This is a genomic window from Microbacterium sp. SORGH_AS_0421, assembly GCF_030818635.1.
Taxonomy (GTDB): Bacteria; Actinomycetota; Actinomycetes; order Actinomycetales; family Microbacteriaceae; genus Microbacterium.
The window spans coordinates 2,427,244-2,443,938 of sequence record NZ_JAUTAO010000001.1; the positions used below are offsets into that span (position 1 = coordinate 2,427,244).

Here is a 16,695-nt window from a genome sequence, read left to right on the forward strand (position 1 = left end):
ATGCCTCCGCGATGTCGGAGGCCCCGCCTACCGTGGAGGTGGGCCTTTCGTCTTCGGCCCACGACGTGAGGAGAGCCATGACCGAGCCGACCACCGCCAACAACGGAGCCCCCGTCGCCAGCGACGAGCACTCCCAGAGCGTCGGAGCCGACGGCTCGATCGCTCTCACCGACCACTATCTGATCGAGAAGCTGGCGCAGTTCAACCGCGAGCGCGTTCCCGAGCGTGTCGTACATGCCAAGGGCGGTGGGGCGTTCGGCACGTTCCGCACGACCGGTGACGTGTCGGCCTTCACGCGCGCGGCGCTGTTCCAGCCGGGCGTCGAGACAGAGATGCTCGCGCGTTTCTCGTCGGTCGCCGGCGAGCAGGGCAGCCCCGACACCTGGCGCGACCCGCGGGGGTTCTCGCTGAAGTTCTACACGACCGAGGGCAACTACGACCTCGTCGGCAACAACACCCCGGTCTTCTTCGTGAAGGACGGCATCAAGTTCCCCGACTTCATCCGCTCGCAGAAGCGTCTGCCCGGCAGCCACCTGCGCGACAACACCATGCAGTGGGACTTCTGGACGCTCTCTCCCGAGAGCGCGCACCAGGTCACCTGGCTGATGGGCGACCGCGGGATCCCGGCATCCTGGCGCCACATGAACGGCTACGGGTCGCACACGTACCAGTGGATCAATGCCGAGGGCGAGCGGTTCTGGGTGAAGTACCACTTCCACACCGACCTCGGCCACAAGACGCTCACGCAGGACGAAGCCGATCAGATCGCGGGGCAGGACGCCGACTTCCACATCCGCGATCTCTACGCCGCGATCGAGCGGAACGAGTTCCCCACGTGGACGCTCAAGGTGCAGATCATGCCGTACGAGGATGCGAAGACCTACCGCTTCAACCCCTTCGATCTGACCAAGGTGTGGCCGCACAGCGACTACCCCGAGATCGAGGTCGGCACGATGGAGCTGAACCGCAATCCGGGCAACTACTTCGCCGAGATCGAGCAGGCGGCCTTCGAGCCGTCGAACTTCGTACCCGGCATCGACGGCAGCCCCGACAAGATGCTGCAGGCGCGCATCTTCAGCTACGCCGATGCGCACCGCTATCGCGTGGGCACGAACTACCAGCAGCTGCCGGTGAACCGGCCGCACACCGAGGTGCACTCGTACTCGAAGGAAGGCGCCATGCGCTACGAGTACAACCCGCCCGAGGTGCCCGTCTACGCCCCCAACTCGGTCGGCGGCCCTGCGGCCGACCCGCGCCGCGCGGGCGACGGCGGCTGGCAGAGCGACGGCGAGCTCGTGCGCTCGGCGGCGACCCTCCACCCCGAGGATGACGACTGGGGTCAGGCGGGAACGCTCGTGCGCGAGGTCATGTCGGCCGAGGAGCGCGACCGCCTGGTCGAGACGATCACCGGGCACGTCGGCGGTGTGACCCGCGCCGAGGTGCGCGATCGCGCCGTGCAGTACTGGAAGAACGTCGATGCCGAGCTCGGCGCCCGCGTCGAGGCCGGACTCCCGCCACTCGAGGGATCGACCGCTCCGGGCGAGCAGCTCAGCGAGCCCAACCCCGACGGCGACCTCGTCGGACGGGACGTTGCGGGTCGCATCTGAGCGTCGACAGACCGGACCGGCGGCCTCCTTCGGGGGGCCGCCGGTCTTCTCGTCCGGCGCGGGGGCCGGCTCCGACGCGGCGATATCGTGCCGAAGCCGCCTCTCACCGGCGGTACGTCGCTCACACGCCTCGGTCGTCCTCGTGACGCCGTCTCGCGTCGGAGTGCGTCCTCACAGCGCGGCGCGATCCGCTCGGGTCAGCGGCAGCCGCGATGCCAAGACGCCGGCGATCAGCGCGCCCGCGCCGCCGGCCATCATGTCGCCGATGGTGTCGTCGTAGGTGACGAAGATCGCGTCGGTGATGAAGCGGTAGCCGAACCACTCGACCATCTCCCAGACGGCGCTGAGCGCGAGGCCCGCGATCGTCGCGACGACGATCGGCGTGCGGCGGCGGCCGGTCGACCCGATCACGCCCGCGTCGTCGAGGAGCACGAGAGCGATCGCGGCGAGAACCCCGGTGCACACCACGTGCACCACCAGGTCCCAACCCGTCCAGGTGCGGTACAGATCGATGACGTTGCTGCCCGCGGCCACGAACACCGTGACGCACGCGATGAGGTCGAGCCCTGACCGCAGACCGATCATCCGCGAGAGCATGACGGCGGGCAACGACATGGACAGCACGGCGAAGTCCGTGAACGGCAGGGTGAACGACGACGCGAGGACGACGACGATCGCCAGGGCCCGCACGGCGTCGGACAGCCAGTCGGTGAGGCTTCGCGGCGGACGCTTCAGGTTCGCGTACATCGCCGGGATCACGGCGTCCCCGGGGGATGGATGCGCACCACGGCCTGCACCGGAAGGTGGTCGCTCGGCCACTGCGTGCCCGTCGGGCGCGGGTCGATGCCCACCGCCCTCACTCCCACGTCGGGGGTCGCCAGCAGGGCGTCGATGCGTCGTGCGCCGATCCTGGGCGCCGCGTAGTTGTTGAAGGTGCCCCACTCCGCGGTGCGGCGGGCGGGGGCGTACGACCACGTGTCGACGAGCAGGCCGTCGGCGAACATGTCCGCGAGCTCGCTCGAGCGCACGTGCGCGTTCACGTCGGCCGTGAACAGCAACGGGTGCTTGCGTCGGGCGACGAGCTCGTGCAGCCAGGTCGCCGATCGGCGCCGGGCCCGGCGCGAGAACGCGTCGAAGTGCGTGTTGACGAAGGTGAACCGGGAGCCGGTGGCGCGGTCGCGCAGCTGCGCGATGACCGCGATGCGCGGGATCGTGTTCCCCCACCCGGTCGAGGCGGGCACCTCGGGCGTATCGGACAGGGCGACCTGCTGCCAATCCTCGACCTCGATGCGCTCGCGGTCGTAGAACAGCGGGGTGCCCTCGCCGTCGCGGCGCGGCCCCCGCCCGAGGCCGATCCGTCCGTAGTCCGAGCCGAGCGCGCCCTGCACCCACCGCGCCTGATCGGGCATAGCTTCCTGCGTGCCCAGCAGGTGCGGCTTGTTGGCGCTCAAGAAGGTGCGCAGGCGTTCTTTGCGCATCGGCCACCGGTCGGCGGGCGGCCACGTGATCCGGTCGAAGCGGCGGCGGATGTTGAAGCTCATCACATGCAGCTCGGGCGGCTCGACGTTCGGGAACAGGATGCCGGTCACGAGCGCCCCCGCATGCCCAGACGCATCCACCGGGCCGGGGGGATGTCGGCGGGCCAGTGCGCGAACACCGTGCCCGCGCCGCGGCGGAAGCATCGCGCGAAGCGGCGGGGTTCGACCGTGCGCGACGAGACCCGCATGTGCGCGCCCGACACCCGCGCGATCCGGTGCCGCCGGCCGAGGTGATAGGCGAGGTCGAGATCGTCGTGCAGCTCGGGGTCGAGGTGCACCTCGCCGCGCACGTCCTCCCACGCGCGACGGCGGAACGCCATGTTCGATCCCCACAGCGGCGTGTGACCCAGGGCCGGGGTGGCGAAGGTGGCGTAGGTGCCGAGGAAGAGCCGCGCCATCGCCACTCGTCCTCGCGCGGGACCGTCGTGGAACACGGCGCCGCCGGTCACGGCATCCACTGTCGTGTCCCTCAGCGCCTCGACCATGCTCTCCACCCACGTCGGGGTGGGGATGCTGTCGGCATCCAGGCGCAGGATGAGCTCGCCCCGCGCCGCGTCGTAGCCCGCCGCGGCCGCGGCGGGGATCCCGCGCTCGCCGCAGAACACCACCCGCGCGCCCGCGGTTCGGGCGATGTCGGCGCTGTCGTCGGTCGAGGCGTTGTCGACGACGACGACCTCGTCCGGCGCGAGCGTCTGCGCGGCGAGGGCGCGCAGGCAGCGCCACAGGTGGGCGCCGTCGTCGCGGCACGGAATGACGACGGAGACGGTGACGGCCGACGCAACGGGGCCTTGAGGCACGCTTCCTCCCGGGGACGAGTGCTTCCACGCTAGGCGATGCGCGATCGGAGCCTCCCGGCTTGACGACCGCGCCGTCGGCCGACAGCGCGCACCTTTCGTATCGTGGATGCCATGGCATCCGTCCTCAACGTCTCGGCGTATCTGTTCACGCGCATCGATCATCCGGCGTCCCTGCGCACGGTCCTTCGCGAGCGCGCGAGCGAGGCGGGGCTGCGCGGAACGATCCTGCTGGCGGAGGAGGGCATCAATATGTTCCTCGCGGGCGATGGCGACGCGGTGCGCGGGTTCCTCGACGAGGTGCGCTGCGACGAGCGGTTCGCGGCCCTGAGAGCCAAAGAGAGCTGGTCGGACGAGGTGCCCTTCGGCAAGCTCCTCGTGAAGGTCAAGCGCGAGATCATCCGCATGGACCGGCCGGAGGTCCGCCCGCAGGACGGAAGGGCTCCCGTCGTCACCCCCGCCACCCTGCGCCGCTGGCTCGACCGGGGCGCCGACGACGAGGGTCGCGAGGTCGTGCTCGTCGACACGCGCAACGCGTTCGAGGTCGACTACGGCACGTTCGCCGGTGCGAAGGACTGGCGCATCGACCGCTTCACCCAGTTCCCGGATGCCGCGGACTCGCACCGCGACGAGCTCGAGGGCAAGACCGTGGTGAGCTTCTGCACCGGCGGGATCCGCTGCGAGAAGGCCGCGCTGCATCTGCGTGCCGAGGGGCTCGAGGCCTACCAGCTCGAGGGCGGGATCCTCGGGTGGTTCGAGGCCCAGGGCGCGGCGCACTGGAACGGCGACTGCTTCGTCTTCGATGAGCGCGAGGCCCTCGACCCCGCTCTCTCCGCCCGGGTCGGAGCCTGACGTGCTCTGGGACCAGCACGCCTGCGTCGAGCTCGTCGAGTCCGCCGACCTCGGCGACCTGCGGCGCTACCGCGGGGCCGGGGGAGGCTACGTCTCGATCAACGTCGGCTACGCCCCGCACACGCCCGAGCTCACGGCATCCCTCCTTCGCTCCTTCCGCGCGCAGGTGGACGCGATCGACGGGTTGGAGCTGGCCGCCACCGTGGCCGACATCGACCGGGTCTCGGCCCGGGGCGACACAGCCGTGGCCTTCGACCTCGAAGACAGCGGCCCCCTCGGGGGCGACCTGGATGCCGTGGCCACCCTCGTCGCCCGGGGAGTGCGCACCCTCGGCCCGACCTACAACCATGCCAATCGCGCCGGCGGCGGGTGCCTCGACGCGGTCGACGACGGACTCACCGCGTGGGGCCGCGATCTCGTCGCCGAGATGAACAGGCGCGGCATGGTTCCCGACGGCTCGCACGTCGGCGCCCGCACGACCTTCGACATGTGCGCCGCGTCGACCCGCCCGGTCGTGTTCAGCCACTCGAACATGCGCGCCGTGTGGGAGCACCCCCGCAACATCACCGACGACCAGGCGCGCGCGGCGGCAGCCACCGGGGGAGTGGTGGGCATCACCGGCGTGGGCATCTTCTTGGGGCCGAACACCCCGACCCTCGAGGCGATGATCCGCCACCTCGAGTACGCGGTCGAGCTCGTCGGTATCGAGCACGTGGGCGTCAGCACCGACTTCTCGTTCGACTGGGAGACCTTCCGCGACGAGGTGGTCCGCATGCCCGAGCTCTACGATGCGAGCTACACCCGGTGGGGGCCGATGGAGTGGATGCCGCCCGAGACCTTCGTGCTCCTCGGCTCGGCGCTCGCCGCGCGAGGATGGAAAGACACCGACGTCGCCGCCGTGCTCGGCGGGAACTTCCGCCGCGTCGCGGCCGAGAGCTGGGAGCCCCTGACATGACCCACCTGAAAGACGGCGCCGTGCTGCGCCCCGCTCGTGCGGGAGACGAAGAGGGAATCCTCGCGTGCATCCAGGCTCTCGCCGACTACGAACGCGAACCGGATGCCGTCGACAACACCGCCGAGATGATCGCCGACACGCTGTTCGGCGATGACGCCCGCGCATTCGCCTTCGTCGTCGAGAGGGAGGGGGAGATCCGGGCCATCGCGATCTGGTTCCTCACCTACTCGACGTGGACCGGTCGCCACGGCATCTGGCTCGAGGACCTGTACGTCCACGAGCCGTACCGGTCGAACGGCTACGGCGTCGCCCTCTTGGCCGCGCTCGCCGCGGAGTGCCTCGAGAAGGGCTACTCGCGTCTGGAATGGACCGTGCTCGACTGGAACGAGCCCGCGATCGGCTTCTACCGCGCGCTCGGCGCCGAGGCGATGGACGAGTGGACGACCCGCCGGGTGACCGGCGACGCGCTGGCGGCGTTGGCGGCGCGGGGGTAGCTCGGGTTCTGCGCCCGTGCATTCCCGGGTCGCGGCGCGGACCGAGCAGCGCGCGGTGCGCGGGCGGCGGGGCACCGAAAGCATCTCGCTGACAAACCCGCGTCAGGTTGCAGCGGAGCTGTCAGCGAGATGCCGTCTCGCGATGGAGGTGGCGCGCGACGTCTCGCGCATCGCGCCGGGTGGCCGCGCGAATTCACCGCGCGAGGTCTCGCAGCACCGCCTCGGCGGCGCGCTGCCCCGACACCAGAGCGCCCTGGATCGAAGCGGTGTCGCGGTGGTCGCCGGCGAGGTATCGGCCATCGTCGAGCCGCACGCGGCGGCGCAGGTGCAGCGGCGGGTCCTGCACGGGGAGCGCGTGGGTGATGTCGTCGCGGCGCAGCAGGCGCCACGGCCGGGCGTCGGCCTCCCACACCTCGCCGAGCTGACGCCGCACGTCGTTCTCGGTGGCGGCCGACGGCATCACGCACGTGGCCTGGATGAGGTGCTGTCCGCGCGGGGCGTACGTGGGGGCGGTGTTGGTCATGACCGCGGTGTTGACGATCGGCCCGCGGCGACGGCCGTCCACGCGTAGCGCGGCATCGTCCGAGGGGGCCTCGTCGGCGGCGAACCACCACGTCTGCAGGCCCCGCGTGCGGGGGTGCGGGGCATCGAGGGCGTGATCCAGGCCGCTCGCGACCACGACGCTGCGGGCGGTCACGGCATCCCGGCCCTCCACCCCGAGGTGCCAGCCGCGCGTGCGCCGCCGGGTCGACACGACGCGGTGCGAGAGGCGGATGCCGACACCCGCACGCCGCGCGGTGTCGGCGAGCTGCGCGGGAAGGGCGCCGATCCCCGCGGCGGGAACGCCGGGATGCCCGAGCGCGAAGCTGCGGATGAGCAGGCGTACGAAGGCGTCGGAGGTCTCCTGCCGGTCGTCGGCGATCACCCCGGCGAGAAAGGGCTCGAGCACCGCCTCGCGAAGGGGCCCGCGAAGCCCGGCCCGGTCCCAGCCCTCGTCGAGCGAGAAGTCGCGGCCCCTCTTCGCGGCGCGCGCCAACAGCAGGGTGGGGCCGACCCATCGTGCGAGCGCGGCGACATCGGCGGGGTGGACGAGCCCGCTCGCGAGAGTCGTCGGGAGAGATGACGGATGCCGCAGCGGATGGGCCAACCGCGCGACCCGGTCGTCGAGCCGCACGCCGACGGCGACCGGAAAGCGTCGGAGCGCGAGGGCGTCGATGTCGACCCAGCGCCGAACGGCCGGGTACGCCGGGTTCAGCACGTGGAAGCCGAGGTCGAGGCGGAACCCGTCGACGATGTCGGTGCGCTCGCGCCCGCCGACCGCGTCGTTCGCCTCGAGGACCACGACGTCGAGCCCGGCCTCGGCCAGGCGGGTCGCGGCGCGGAGTCCCGCAAGCCCTGCTCCCACCACGACGACGTCGTACTCGCTCATGCCGCGAGCCTAAGCAGGCGAAGGCGAGAGGAAGCGGGGGTTGCGGGCGTCAGCGACGGGGCGCGATGGCCGCGGCGACGCTGTCGAGAGCGCCCGGCACGAGCGAGAAGTACGCCCAGGTGCCGCGCTTCTCGCGGGTCAGGATGCCGGCATCCACCAGCACCTTCGTGTGGTGCGAGACCGTGGGCTGCGAGAGGCCGAGGGGTTCCTGCAGGTCGCACGCGCACGTGGCGCCGGCGTCTTGCGCGGCGATGATCGACACGATCCGCAGCCGCGCCGGATCGGCGAGCGCCTTGAGCGTCTTCGCCAGCGTCTCCGCTTCGGCCGGCGCCATCGCCGCGTCGCTCGACGAGACGCAGCAGCCGGCGTCGAGCAGGGGCAGGGCGATGGGGGAGGTCATTGCATCTATCATCGCCCTCACATCGATGAACGTCAATATTGACGAACGTCGATGTGTTGGGTCATGCTGTTCCCGTTCGACCCGACCCGAAGGAAGCGCCATGTCCGACACCGCCACGATCCTCTTCGTCTGCGTGCACAACGCCGGCCGCTCGCAGATGGCCGCCGGCTACGCCCGCACCCTGGGCGGCGACCGCGTACGCGTGCTCTCGGGTGGCAGCGCTCCCGGCGACGCTCTCAACCCGATGGCGGTGGCCGCGATGGCCGAAGAGGGGATCGACATCAGCTCCGAGGTGCCGCAGCTGCTGCTCACCGACGACGTGCGTGCCTCCGACGCCGTCATCACGATGGGCTGCGGAGACGCGTGCCCGATCTTTCCCGGCAAGCGCTACGAGGACTGGGAGCTGACCGACCCGGCCGGCAAGGGTCTCGACGAGGTACGCCCCATCCGCGACGACATCAAGGCGCGGGTGACCACGCTGCTGCGCGAGCTTGGGGTCGACGCATGAGCCTGACCCTCACGGTCCCGCCGCGGCTCGAGGCCGATCGCCGCGCGGGTCTGCCCGTCGCGATCATCGGCGCCGGCCCCGTCGGCCTGGCTGCCGCCGCGCACCTCATCGAACGCGGGCTGCCGGTCGTGGTCTTCGAAGCGGGCGACACCGCCGGCGCGGCCGTTCGCGCGTGGGGGCACACCCGTCTCTTCTCGCCATGGCGCTACGTCGTCGACGCCGCCGCGCGTCGCCTGCTCGAGGCCGAGGGGTGGACCGCCCCGGATGCCGAGGGACTCCCCACCGGAGACGAGCTGGTCGACGGCTACCTCGAACCCCTCGCGCGCACCGCCGCCCTGGCATCCGTCATCCGGTACGGCACGCGCGTCGAGGCCGTGGCCCGCCAGGGCATGGACCGCACGCGGTCGGTGGGTCGGGCGGCCACTCCTTTCGTGCTGCGACTGCGCACGGCCGAGCAGACGACGGATGCCACAGCTCGCGCCGTCATCGACACCTCGGGCACCACGAGCTCGCCGCGGTCGCTGCTGTCGTCGGGTCTCGCGCACGACGACCTCGGTGATCGCGTGACGACGGCGCTCCCCGATGTGCGCGGACGCGACCGCGACCGCTTCGCCGGTCGGCGCGTGCTCGTCGTCGGTGCGGGGCACTCGGCGGCGAACACCCTCATCGCCCTCGCCGCTCTCGCCGAGGAGGATCCGGCCGACGCGTGTGTCGTGGGCGGTGCGCAACGACGGCACCGCACGCCTGGCCGCCGACGCCGCCGACGACCTCGCCGCGCGCGGACGCCTCGGCACGGCGGTCCACGACCTGGTGGCCGATGGCCGTGTCGAGCAGATCGCCTCGTTCGAGATCGACGACGTGCGGCTGTGCGACGACGGCGTGCGCGTCAGCGGCCGCCGCGCGGGTGAGGCGTTCGCCCTCGAGGTCGACGTGATCGTCAACGCCACGGGATTCCGTCCCGACCTGACGATGCTGCGCGAGATCCGCGTGGGGCTCGACGAGATCGTCGAGGCACCGCGGGCGCTCGCCCCGCTGATCGACCCGAACCTGCACTCGTGCGGCTCCGTGCCGCCGCACGGGGTCGCCGAACTGACGCACCCCGAGCCCGACTTCTTCCTCGCGGGCATGAAGTCGTACGGGCGGGCGCCCACCTTCCTGCTGCTCACCGGATACGAGCAGGTGCGCTCGATCGCGGCGGAACTCGCCGGCGACCGGGTGGCGGCACGGCAGGTCGATCTCGTGCTGCCCGAGACGGGCGTGTGCACGACCGACGCGGGGTCCTGCTGCGTGTGAGCGCGTCGCTGCGCCCGCTCGCCGCGGACGATTGGCCGGAGGTCCACCGCATCTACGCGGAGGGCATCGCGACCGGCCACGCGACGTTCGAGACGGCGCCCCCGGCGACGTGGGGCGAGTTCGACGAGGGCAAGCTGGTCGCGCATCGCCTCGTCGCGGTCGTCGACGACCGGGTCGTCGGGTGGGCGGCCGTGTCCGCCGTGTCGGCACGCCCCGTCTACCGCGGGGTCGTGGAGCACTCGGTCTACGTCGAGGCCGACGCCCGCGGTCGGGGGATCGGTCACCTGCTGCTCGAGGCTCTCATCGCCTCGACGGAGGCCGCCGGTGTCTGGACGATCCAGTCGTCGATCTTCGCCGACAATCACGCCTCGCTCGCCCTGCACGCGCGCCACGGTTTCCGCACCGTCGGGGTTCGCGAGCGCATCGGCCGCGACGCTGCCGGCATGTGGCGCGACACCGTGCTGATCGAGAGACGCAGCCGAGCATTCACGTGACACGACAGAGGGCCCGGATGCCATGGCATCCGGGCCCTCGCTCGTCGCTTACGCGGAGGCTTGCTCGCGCTTGGGCAGCACCCAACCGGGACGTACGAAGTGGCACGTGTACCCGTTCGGGATGCGGATCAGGTAGTCCTGGTGCTCGGGCTCGGCCTCCCAGAAGGGCGCCTCGGGCTCGATCGTGGTGACGGCCTTGGCGGGCCAGATGCCCGACGCGTCGACGTCGGCGATCGTGTCGCGCGCGACCTTCTCCTGCTCGGGCGAGAGCGGGAAGATCGCCGAGCGGTAGCTCGTGCCGACGTCGTTGCCCTGACGGTTCAGGGTCGACGGATCGTGGATCTGGAAGAAGAACGCCAGGATGTCGCGGTACGACGTCTGCGTCGGGTCGAACACGATCTCGACGGCCTCGGCGTGACCGGGGTGGTTGCGGTAGGTCGCGTGGTCGTTCTGACCTCCGGTGTAGCCGACGCGCGTGTCGAGCACACCGGGCTGGCGACGGATGAGGTCCTCGACCCCCCAGAAGCAGCCGCCCGCGAGGACGGCGGTCTCGGTGCCGGGACGACGGGTGATCTCGCCGGTGTCGGAAGGTCCGCTGGTCATGATGATGCTCCTTTTGCGGTTGCGGAAGGGGAAGAGATTCATGAGGCCCGGCTCTCGCGGAACAGGGGAAGGTACGCGCCGTAGCCCTGCGCCTCGAGCTCGCTGACGGGCACGAAGCGCATCGCCGCCGAGTTCATGCAGTATCTCAGTCCACCGGCGTCGCGGGGGCCGTCGTCGAACAGGTGCCCGAGGTGGCTGTCGGCGCCGGCGGAGCGCACCTCGGTACGGGTCATCCAGAGCGATCGGTCGGTCTTGTTCACGACGGCGGCGTCGTCGATGGGCTTGGTGAAGCTCGGCCAGCCCGAGCCGCTTTCGAACTTGTCGGTCGAGGAGAACAGCGGCTGTCCCGATACGACATCGACGTAGATGCCGTCCTCGTGGTTGTCCCAGTACTCGTTGCGGAACGGCGGTTCGGTCGCGTCGTCCTGCGTGACGGCGAACTGGCGGTCGGTGAGGCGGCTGAGCGCCTCCGACGTCTTCCGGTACTCCGTGCTCACGGTGCGTATCCCTTCGTCATGACGCCCTGTGTCGAGCGTCATGGGTAAGAACGCGAGGCCCGCCGATTTTGGTCCCGCGGGGCTGGGAGCGGGCTGTGAGTTCTCATCGACGCCGGATGCCGAGGGCAAGCCCCGCGGTTCTCATCGGTGCCCGCATTAACGTGGCGCCATCGACCAGGAGGTACGCATGACCCGCACGATCGTCATCACCGGAGCCAGCGACGGCATCGGCGCCGCGTCCGCGAAACAGCTCGCCCAGCTCGGCGAAGAGGTGGTCGTGGTGGGGCGCAACCCCGAGAAGACCGCGCGAGTGGCTCGGACGCTCGGGGTGGAGTCGTTCGTCGCGGACTTCAGCGAGCTGTCTCAGGTGCGCGAGCTCGCGGCATCCCTCCTCGAGCGCTATCCGCGCATCGACGTCCTCGCGAACAACGCCGGCGGGGTGTTCGGGCAGCGCACGCTCACCAAAGACGGGTACGAGATGACCTTCCAGGTGAACCACCTCGCGCCGTTCCTGCTCACGAATCTTCTGCGCGAGCGGCTCGTGGAGTCGCGGGCGTCGGTGATCCAGACCTCGAGCGCCGCGGCGAAGCTGTTCCCGCGGTTCGACGTCGACGACCTGCAGGGCGAGCACCGGTACTCCTCGACCGCGGCCTACGGCAACGCGAAGCTCGCGAACGTACTGTTCACGAAGGAGCTGAACCGTCGCTTCGGCGATGCGGGGCTGTCGGCGGTGGCCTTTCATCCGGGCGTCATCGCCTCGAACTTCGGCTCCACCAGCGATGGGCCGTGGAAGTTCCTCTACGGCGGTCCGCTCGCCCAACGTCTGATGACCTCGACGTCGGTCGGCGGTGCGCGTCTGACGTGGCTCGCCCTCGGTAAGCCCGGCGTGGACTGGGCACCCGGCGGCTTCTACTCCAACAACAAACAGGCGAAGACCAGCCGCTTGGCGGACGACCCCGTTCTCGCTCGGCAGCTGTGGGAGCGCAGCGAGGTGCTGGTGGGTCTCGACGGCTGATCCCCGCGATCACCCGCCCGCATTGTCGTCCCGCGGGAGACGTGACGCATGATGGGGCAGTGAATCGTACCGATCGCCTCTACGGCCTCGTGGAGGAGCTTCGGGCCGTCTCGCCGCGGCCGCGAAGCGCTCGCCGTCTCGCGGAGAGGTTCGAGGTATCGGTTCGGACCATCGAAAGAGACCTCGCAGCGCTGCAGCAGTCGGGGCTGCCCATCTGGGCGGAGCCGGGCCGCACCGGCGGGTACGTGATCGACGCGTCGGCGACGCTGGGACCGGCGGGGTTCACCCTCGACGAGGCCCTCTCGGTGCTGATCGGGCTCGGCACCCTTCGCCACAGTCCGTTCCGGCATTCCGCCCGGACGGCGATGCGCAAGCTGCTGGCGGTCATGCCCGAAGAAGATGCGACGCGTGCCAGCGCGCTCGCTTCGCGCGTGCATCTGCTCGAGAGTGAGGATGACGCTGTCGTACCGTCCGAGTTCGCCGCGGCCCTGCGCGCGGACCGTGTCGTTCGCCTTCGATACCAGGACGCCAGCGGCGCAGAATCCACCCGAGACGTCGAACCGTTGGGATCGATCGGCAAAGACGGGCAGTGGTACCTCATCGCGTGGTGCCGCCTGCGCGACGGGGTACGGGCGTTTCGAGGAGACCGGATGCTGTCGATCGAGGTGACGCGAGAGCGACCCCCGCAACGAGCCCTGCGTGCCGCGGACCTCGCGATCACCTACGGGCGCTTGCGGTCGGTGGTCGAGGGCTGAAACTCGTCGGAGGATTTCGCGAAACACCGACAGGACGGTGTCGCGAGGCTCCGCGAGGCTGGTGCTCTCATCTCGTCGACCCCATCGAAGGAACGCCATGCCGTTTGCCTCCATCCGTATCGTCACCGACGACCTCGACGCTCTCGTCGCCTTCTACGAGCGGGTCACCGGCCGGTCGGCCGAACGCCCCGCCCCCGTCTTCGCGCAGTTCCGCGGCTCCGGCGTGAACCTCGCGATCGCGAGCAGCGCCACCGTCGCGATGCTCGGCGGTGCTGTGGTCCCCGCGACGAATCGATCCGTGCTCATCGAGTTCGAAGTCGCCGACGTCGACGCCGAGTTCGCGAGACTGCGACGGACCGGTGACGATGTCGTTCTCGAACCGACCACGATGCCGTGGGGCAACCGGTCCGCACTCGTCCGCGACCCCGACGGCAACGTCGTGAACCTCTTCAGTACGCCCACGGCAAGCTAGCCGCGAGTCGGCCCCGCCTACCGCACGCCCGCCCGCGGCGGCGAGACGTTCCAACCGAAGCGCTCGAGAGCGTCGTGCAGACGCCGGGCCTGCGCCCACGCGATCTGCCCCGAGACGTCGGAGTAGATGTCGATGGCGAACGGCGGGGGATCCGCGAACTTCGGGATCTCCACTTCGGCCCACGCGTGCGGGGCGAGCCAGACGCGGGGGCGGGCGGTGCCCGCATCTTCGACCCCGCCGTCGGCGGCGAAGGCGATTGCGTCGAGCGCGTCGATCTTGGTGATCGGCATGTTCACGACGAGGGTCACCGCGTGCAGCACTCCGGTCATCGCGCACCTCCCTTCCTCATCCTCACACGCGCGTGTCCGATGAGGGGCGGGTCTTTCCGACGGGGGATGCCATGTCACAGGCGGCGCACAGGATCGGTGAGGGCGGGGGCAGGCCGCGTTCGCCATCCTCGGGGGAACGCCCGCCTCGACCTTGGAGAACCGACCATGAGCCGCATCCCCGACACCCAGATGACCCCGGAAGGTCCCGCCTACGAGGGCCGCTTGCTCGACCGCGCCGACGAGCCGGTCGTCGACCAGGGTGCGCCCTTCGACATCCGCACGCTTGTATCCCGCCGTCGTCTCCTGGGACTGTTCGCCGTTGGAGCGGGAACGGCGACCCTCGCGGCGTGCGCGCCCACCGGCACCGCGGCCACCGCGAGCCCCAGCGCGACCGCCCTGAGCGCGCCGTCCCCGAGCACCTCGACGACCGCACCGGCTGTCGCGCTGCCCGCGGGGGAGATCCCGCAAGAGACGGCGGGCCCCTACCCGGGTGACGGCTCGAACGGCGCCGACATCCTCGAAAGGTCAGGGGTCGTGCGCAGCGACCTGCGCTCGAGCCTGGACGGCGGGGCGACCGCGGCGGGCGTGCCCATGACGCTCGACCTCACCATCCTCGACAAGGCGAACGGCGACGTCCCCCTCGCCGGGGCCGCGGTGTACGTCTGGCACTGCGACGCCGAGGGAAGATACTCCATGTACTCGTCCGGCATCCAGAACGAGACCTACCTGCGGGGGGTTCAGGTCGTCGGCGCCGACGGCGTCGTCTCCTTCACCTCGATCTTCCCCGCCTGTTGCGACGGGCGTTGGCCCCACATCCACTTCGAGGTGTATCCGAACGCGGATGCCATCACCGACGCCGCCAACGCCATCGCGACGTCGCAGGTGGCCCTGCCCGCCGCGACCTGCGACGTCGTCTACGCCGACGCGGCCTACACCTCCTCGGCATCCAACCTCTCCCGCGTCTCCCTCGAGAGCGACAACGTCTTCGGCGACGACGGGGGAGTGCTCGAACTCGCCACGACGACCGGAGACAACGCCACGGGGTGGACGGTCGCCCTCACGGTTCGCGTCGACACCACGACGACGGCGGCCGCGGGGGCGATGCCCGGCGGCCGCTGACCCTGACGCGGCTGGCGCGTGAAAGTCGTGGTTGCCTCGGCGCCTCCGATCTGGTCTGCTGAGCATCAGCATGGCGAAGACGCCGCGCTCCTGTTCTGGGGGGAACACCACGATGACCGTTGCGAACGATCGAATCTCTGCGCGCCTGCGCGCCCACCGACCCCGGCACGTCGCCCTGGGGGTGACGGCGGTCGTCGTGACCGTGCTGCTCGCGGCGGGATGCTCTTCTTCCGTCTCATCCGCCGAGCCGGCGGCCACCGGCGACGCGCGACGCCTCGTGGCGTCGTCGCCCACCGAGACGCCGTCGCCGACACCCGTCGTCGCGGTGTCGGAGCAGACCGTCACGTCCGCCCTGCCCTTCGAACGGACGACGGTGGACGACGGTTCCCTGCCGTCGGGAGAGTCACGCGTGTCGACGGCGGGCGTCGATGGCGAGAAGGTCTCGGTGTACCGCGTGACGACGATCGACGGGGTCGAGTCCGAGCGCGTTCTGCTCAGCGAATCCGTCGGTCGCGCGCCGGTCGCGGAGGTCACATCGCGAGGAACGTACGTCGCACCCCCTCCGCCCGCGCCGGTCGAAGCGGCATCCGGCGGCGAGGGCTGTGACCCCAACTACGCCGACGCGTGCGTGCCCATCGATTCCGACGTCGACTGCGCGGGTGGGAAGGGCAACGGCCCGTCCTACTTCGACGGCGTCGCCCGGGTCATCGGTGCCGACGTCTACAAGCTCGATGGCGACGGTGACGGCTTCGCCTGCAACGGGTCGCGCTAAGAACCCGCTGAGCAGAGGCCGCGGCTAGCCTCGATCCATGCCGTCTCCCCGCGCCCAACTCGGAGACCTCCTCGCCCGGGGGCTCGGCGACGTCTCGCCGGCCCTGCGGGCGGTCCCGGTCGAGGGTGAGGCCCGCGCCGCGGCGGTGCTCATCCTGTTCGGGGTCCTCGACGGCATCCCGAGCTCTCGCGAGGCGGTGAACGTGCCCAGCGATCTCGACGTCCTCCTGTTGGCGCGGGCGAGCACCCTGCGCGCCCACCCCGGTCAGGTCGCCTTTCCCGGTGGTCGGGTGGATCCCGGAGATCGGGATGCCGTGGCAGCGGCGCTCCGTGAAGCCCGCGAGGAGACCGGGCTCGATCCGCACGGCGTCGAGGTGCTGGGGACGCTCGATCCGGTGCCGCTGGCGTTCTCTCGGCACGAGGTGACCCCGGTCATCGGCTGGTGGGTCCGACCGACGCCGGTCCGCGCCGTCGACGAAGCGGAGTCCGCCGCGGTCTTCCGAGCCCCCGTGGCCGACCTGCTCGACCCCGCGCGTCGTGGGGTGACCGTCGTCCGGCGTGACGGACGGGAGTGGCGCGGGCCCGCCTTCTCACTGCAGACGGCCCGCGGCCTGCAGACGGTCTGGGGGTTTACGGCGATGCTGCTCGACGGCCTCTTCGATCTCCTCGAGTGGACGGAGCCGTGGGATCGCTCGAGAGTGATCGCGCTGCCCGAGGCGATCGCCGGCGGCGGAGGACGTTCCTCGGGCGTGCGTCGCCCGTAGCCCTTC

Annotated in this window: 22 protein-coding genes; 14 read left to right on the forward strand and 8 right to left on the reverse strand. The window is 70.8% G+C overall.

Annotated features, from left to right (window positions below; all coding sequences use genetic code 11):
• Positions 1-77: 77 nt before the first annotated feature.
• Complete coding sequence (locus QE416_RS11610) at positions 78-1,607, forward strand: catalase (protein WP_307316369.1); 1,530 nt, start codon at positions 78-80, stop codon at positions 1,605-1,607.
• Positions 1,608-1,778: 171 nt separating this feature from the next.
• Here the strand turns inward: QE416_RS11610 and QE416_RS11615 are convergent, their stop codons facing one another.
• Genes QE416_RS11615 through QE416_RS11625 form a run of 3 tightly spaced genes read right to left on the reverse strand, consistent with a single transcriptional unit; the run spans position 1,779 to position 3,942 of the window.
• Positions 1,779-2,354 carry a hypothetical protein gene (locus QE416_RS11615; protein WP_307316371.1) on the reverse strand — a complete coding sequence of 192 codons (576 nt, stop codon included), beginning with the start codon at positions 2,352-2,354 and terminating at the stop codon, positions 1,779-1,781.
• An 8-nt stretch (positions 2,355-2,362) separates the two neighbouring features.
• The gene (locus QE416_RS11620; protein ID WP_307316373.1) at positions 2,363-3,196 is read right to left on the reverse strand and encodes an endonuclease/exonuclease/phosphatase family protein; all 834 of its coding nucleotides are present in this window, start codon (positions 3,194-3,196) and stop codon (positions 2,363-2,365) included.
• A complete protein-coding gene (locus QE416_RS11625; protein ID WP_307316375.1) occupies positions 3,193-3,942 on the reverse strand; it encodes a glycosyltransferase family A protein in 750 nt (249 codons plus the stop codon). Before QE416_RS11625 ends, QE416_RS11620 begins: the two co-directional genes overlap by 4 nt.
• Before the next feature lie 111 nt (positions 3,943-4,053).
• Between QE416_RS11625 and QE416_RS11630 the strand changes: the two genes are divergently transcribed.
• From QE416_RS11630 to QE416_RS11640, 3 genes are read left to right on the forward strand one after another with little or no spacing between them, the layout of a single operon-like run.
• Positions 4,054-4,791, forward strand: coding sequence for a sulfurtransferase (locus QE416_RS11630; protein ID WP_307316376.1), 738 nt, complete (start codon positions 4,054-4,056; stop codon positions 4,789-4,791).
• Position 4,792: 1 nt separating this feature from the next.
• Positions 4,793-5,746, forward strand: coding sequence for a dipeptidase (locus QE416_RS11635; protein ID WP_307316379.1), 954 nt, complete (start codon positions 4,793-4,795; stop codon positions 5,744-5,746).
• Positions 5,743-6,240, forward strand: coding sequence for a GNAT family N-acetyltransferase (locus QE416_RS11640; protein WP_210113119.1), 498 nt, complete (start codon positions 5,743-5,745; stop codon positions 6,238-6,240). The genes QE416_RS11635 and QE416_RS11640 overlap by 4 nt, the downstream gene beginning before the upstream one ends.
• 193 nt (positions 6,241-6,433) lie before the next feature.
• Here the strand turns inward: QE416_RS11640 and QE416_RS11645 are convergent, their stop codons facing one another.
• Together QE416_RS11645 and QE416_RS11650 are read right to left on the reverse strand one after the other, a co-directional pair.
• A complete protein-coding gene (locus QE416_RS11645) occupies positions 6,434-7,669 on the reverse strand; it encodes an NAD(P)/FAD-dependent oxidoreductase (RefSeq protein ID WP_307316383.1) in 1,236 nt (411 codons plus the stop codon).
• 49 nt (positions 7,670-7,718) lie between these two features.
• Positions 7,719-8,069: a helix-turn-helix transcriptional regulator gene (locus QE416_RS11650; RefSeq protein WP_210076218.1), complete on the reverse strand. Its 351-nt coding sequence runs from the start codon at positions 8,067-8,069 to the stop codon at positions 7,719-7,721.
• A 100-nt stretch (positions 8,070-8,169) separates the two neighbouring features.
• Between QE416_RS11650 and QE416_RS11655 the strand changes: the two genes are divergently transcribed.
• Genes QE416_RS11655 through QE416_RS11670 form a run of 4 tightly spaced genes read left to right on the forward strand, consistent with a single transcriptional unit; the run spans position 8,170 to position 10,364 of the window.
• The gene (locus tag QE416_RS11655) at positions 8,170-8,577 is read left to right on the forward strand and encodes an arsenate reductase ArsC (RefSeq protein ID WP_103210809.1); all 408 of its coding nucleotides are present in this window, start codon (positions 8,170-8,172) and stop codon (positions 8,575-8,577) included.
• Complete coding sequence (locus tag QE416_RS11660; protein ID WP_307316386.1) at positions 8,574-9,485, forward strand: FAD-dependent oxidoreductase; 912 nt, start codon at positions 8,574-8,576, stop codon at positions 9,483-9,485. Before QE416_RS11655 ends, QE416_RS11660 begins: the two co-directional genes overlap by 4 nt.
• The gene (locus tag QE416_RS11665) at positions 9,436-9,870 is read left to right on the forward strand and encodes a hypothetical protein (protein ID WP_307316390.1); all 435 of its coding nucleotides are present in this window, start codon (positions 9,436-9,438) and stop codon (positions 9,868-9,870) included. The genes QE416_RS11660 and QE416_RS11665 overlap by 50 nt, the downstream gene beginning before the upstream one ends.
• The gene (locus QE416_RS11670; protein WP_307316391.1) at positions 9,837-10,364 is read left to right on the forward strand and encodes a GNAT family N-acetyltransferase; all 528 of its coding nucleotides are present in this window, start codon (positions 9,837-9,839) and stop codon (positions 10,362-10,364) included. Before QE416_RS11665 ends, QE416_RS11670 begins: the two co-directional genes overlap by 34 nt.
• A gap of 48 nt (positions 10,365-10,412) precedes the next feature.
• Here QE416_RS11670 and msrA read toward each other — a convergent pair whose 3' ends face one another.
• Positions 10,413-10,967 (reverse strand): peptide-methionine (S)-S-oxide reductase MsrA, encoded by a 555-nt coding sequence (gene msrA, locus QE416_RS11675; protein WP_210113123.1) that lies wholly within the window; start codon positions 10,965-10,967, stop codon positions 10,413-10,415.
• A 38-nt stretch (positions 10,968-11,005) separates the two neighbouring features.
• The gene (gene msrB, locus QE416_RS11680) at positions 11,006-11,464 is read right to left on the reverse strand and encodes a peptide-methionine (R)-S-oxide reductase MsrB (RefSeq protein WP_144781908.1); all 459 of its coding nucleotides are present in this window, start codon (positions 11,462-11,464) and stop codon (positions 11,006-11,008) included.
• A 187-nt stretch (positions 11,465-11,651) separates the two neighbouring features.
• On the opposite strand from msrB, the gene QE416_RS11685 reads away from it, so the two are divergent.
• The 3 genes from QE416_RS11685 (at position 11,652) to QE416_RS11695 (ending at position 13,706) form a co-directional block, all read left to right on the forward strand.
• Complete coding sequence (locus QE416_RS11685; protein ID WP_307316395.1) at positions 11,652-12,479, forward strand: SDR family NAD(P)-dependent oxidoreductase; 828 nt, start codon at positions 11,652-11,654, stop codon at positions 12,477-12,479.
• 59 nt (positions 12,480-12,538) lie between these two features.
• The gene (locus QE416_RS11690) at positions 12,539-13,234 is read left to right on the forward strand and encodes a YafY family protein (protein ID WP_307316398.1); all 696 of its coding nucleotides are present in this window, start codon (positions 12,539-12,541) and stop codon (positions 13,232-13,234) included.
• A gap of 97 nt (positions 13,235-13,331) precedes the next feature.
• The gene (locus QE416_RS11695; protein ID WP_307316400.1) at positions 13,332-13,706 is read left to right on the forward strand and encodes a VOC family protein; all 375 of its coding nucleotides are present in this window, start codon (positions 13,332-13,334) and stop codon (positions 13,704-13,706) included.
• A 17-nt stretch (positions 13,707-13,723) separates the two neighbouring features.
• On the opposite strand, the gene QE416_RS11700 is transcribed toward QE416_RS11695, so the two are convergent.
• A complete protein-coding gene (locus tag QE416_RS11700) occupies positions 13,724-14,035 on the reverse strand; it encodes a hypothetical protein (protein WP_210076205.1) in 312 nt (103 codons plus the stop codon).
• Positions 14,036-14,200: 165 nt separating this feature from the next.
• Here QE416_RS11700 and QE416_RS11705 point away from each other — a divergent pair, with 165 nt between their 5' ends.
• The 3 genes from QE416_RS11705 to QE416_RS11715 all read left to right on the forward strand — a co-directional run bounded on the left by QE416_RS11705 (position 14,201) and on the right by QE416_RS11715 (position 16,689).
• A complete protein-coding gene (locus tag QE416_RS11705) occupies positions 14,201-15,154 on the forward strand; it encodes an intradiol ring-cleavage dioxygenase (RefSeq protein ID WP_307316402.1) in 954 nt (317 codons plus the stop codon).
• Between the two features lie 112 nt (positions 15,155-15,266).
• Positions 15,267-15,926, forward strand: a complete 660-nt coding sequence (locus QE416_RS11710; protein WP_307316404.1) for a G5 domain-containing protein — start codon at positions 15,267-15,269, stop codon at positions 15,924-15,926.
• A gap of 37 nt (positions 15,927-15,963) precedes the next feature.
• Positions 15,964-16,689, forward strand: a complete 726-nt coding sequence (locus QE416_RS11715) for a CoA pyrophosphatase (RefSeq protein ID WP_307316407.1) — start codon at positions 15,964-15,966, stop codon at positions 16,687-16,689.
• Positions 16,690-16,695: the final 6 nt, after the last annotated feature.

Coding starts and splice junctions, on each gene's coding strand:
- QE416_RS11610 (WP_307316369.1), top strand. CDS start 78: ATGACCGAGCCGACCACCGCCAACAACGGAGCCCCCGTCGCCAGCGAC.
- QE416_RS11715 (WP_307316407.1), top strand. CDS start 15,964: ATGCCGTCTCCCCGCGCCCAACTCGGAGACCTCCTCGCCCGGGGGCTC.
- QE416_RS11660 (WP_307316386.1), top strand. CDS start 8,574: ATGAGCCTGACCCTCACGGTCCCGCCGCGGCTCGAGGCCGATCGCCGC.
- QE416_RS11700 (WP_210076205.1), bottom strand. CDS start 14,035: ATGACCGGAGTGCTGCACGCGGTGACCCTCGTCGTGAACATGCCGATC.
- QE416_RS11615 (WP_307316371.1), bottom strand. CDS start 2,354: ATGTACGCGAACCTGAAGCGTCCGCCGCGAAGCCTCACCGACTGGCTG.
- QE416_RS11645 (WP_307316383.1), bottom strand. CDS start 7,669: ATGAGCGAGTACGACGTCGTCGTGGTGGGAGCAGGGCTTGCGGGACTC.
- QE416_RS11685 (WP_307316395.1), top strand. CDS start 11,652: ATGACCCGCACGATCGTCATCACCGGAGCCAGCGACGGCATCGGCGCC.
- QE416_RS11650 (WP_210076218.1), bottom strand. CDS start 8,069: ATGACCTCCCCCATCGCCCTGCCCCTGCTCGACGCCGGCTGCTGCGTC.
- QE416_RS11655 (WP_103210809.1), top strand. CDS start 8,170: ATGTCCGACACCGCCACGATCCTCTTCGTCTGCGTGCACAACGCCGGC.
- QE416_RS11710 (WP_307316404.1), top strand. CDS start 15,267: ATGACCGTTGCGAACGATCGAATCTCTGCGCGCCTGCGCGCCCACCGA.
- msrA (WP_210113123.1), bottom strand. CDS start 10,967: ATGACCAGCGGACCTTCCGACACCGGCGAGATCACCCGTCGTCCCGGC.
- QE416_RS11695 (WP_307316400.1), top strand. CDS start 13,332: ATGCCGTTTGCCTCCATCCGTATCGTCACCGACGACCTCGACGCTCTC.
- QE416_RS11705 (WP_307316402.1), top strand. CDS start 14,201: ATGAGCCGCATCCCCGACACCCAGATGACCCCGGAAGGTCCCGCCTAC.
- QE416_RS11630 (WP_307316376.1), top strand. CDS start 4,054: ATGGCATCCGTCCTCAACGTCTCGGCGTATCTGTTCACGCGCATCGAT.
- QE416_RS11640 (WP_210113119.1), top strand. CDS start 5,743: ATGACCCACCTGAAAGACGGCGCCGTGCTGCGCCCCGCTCGTGCGGGA.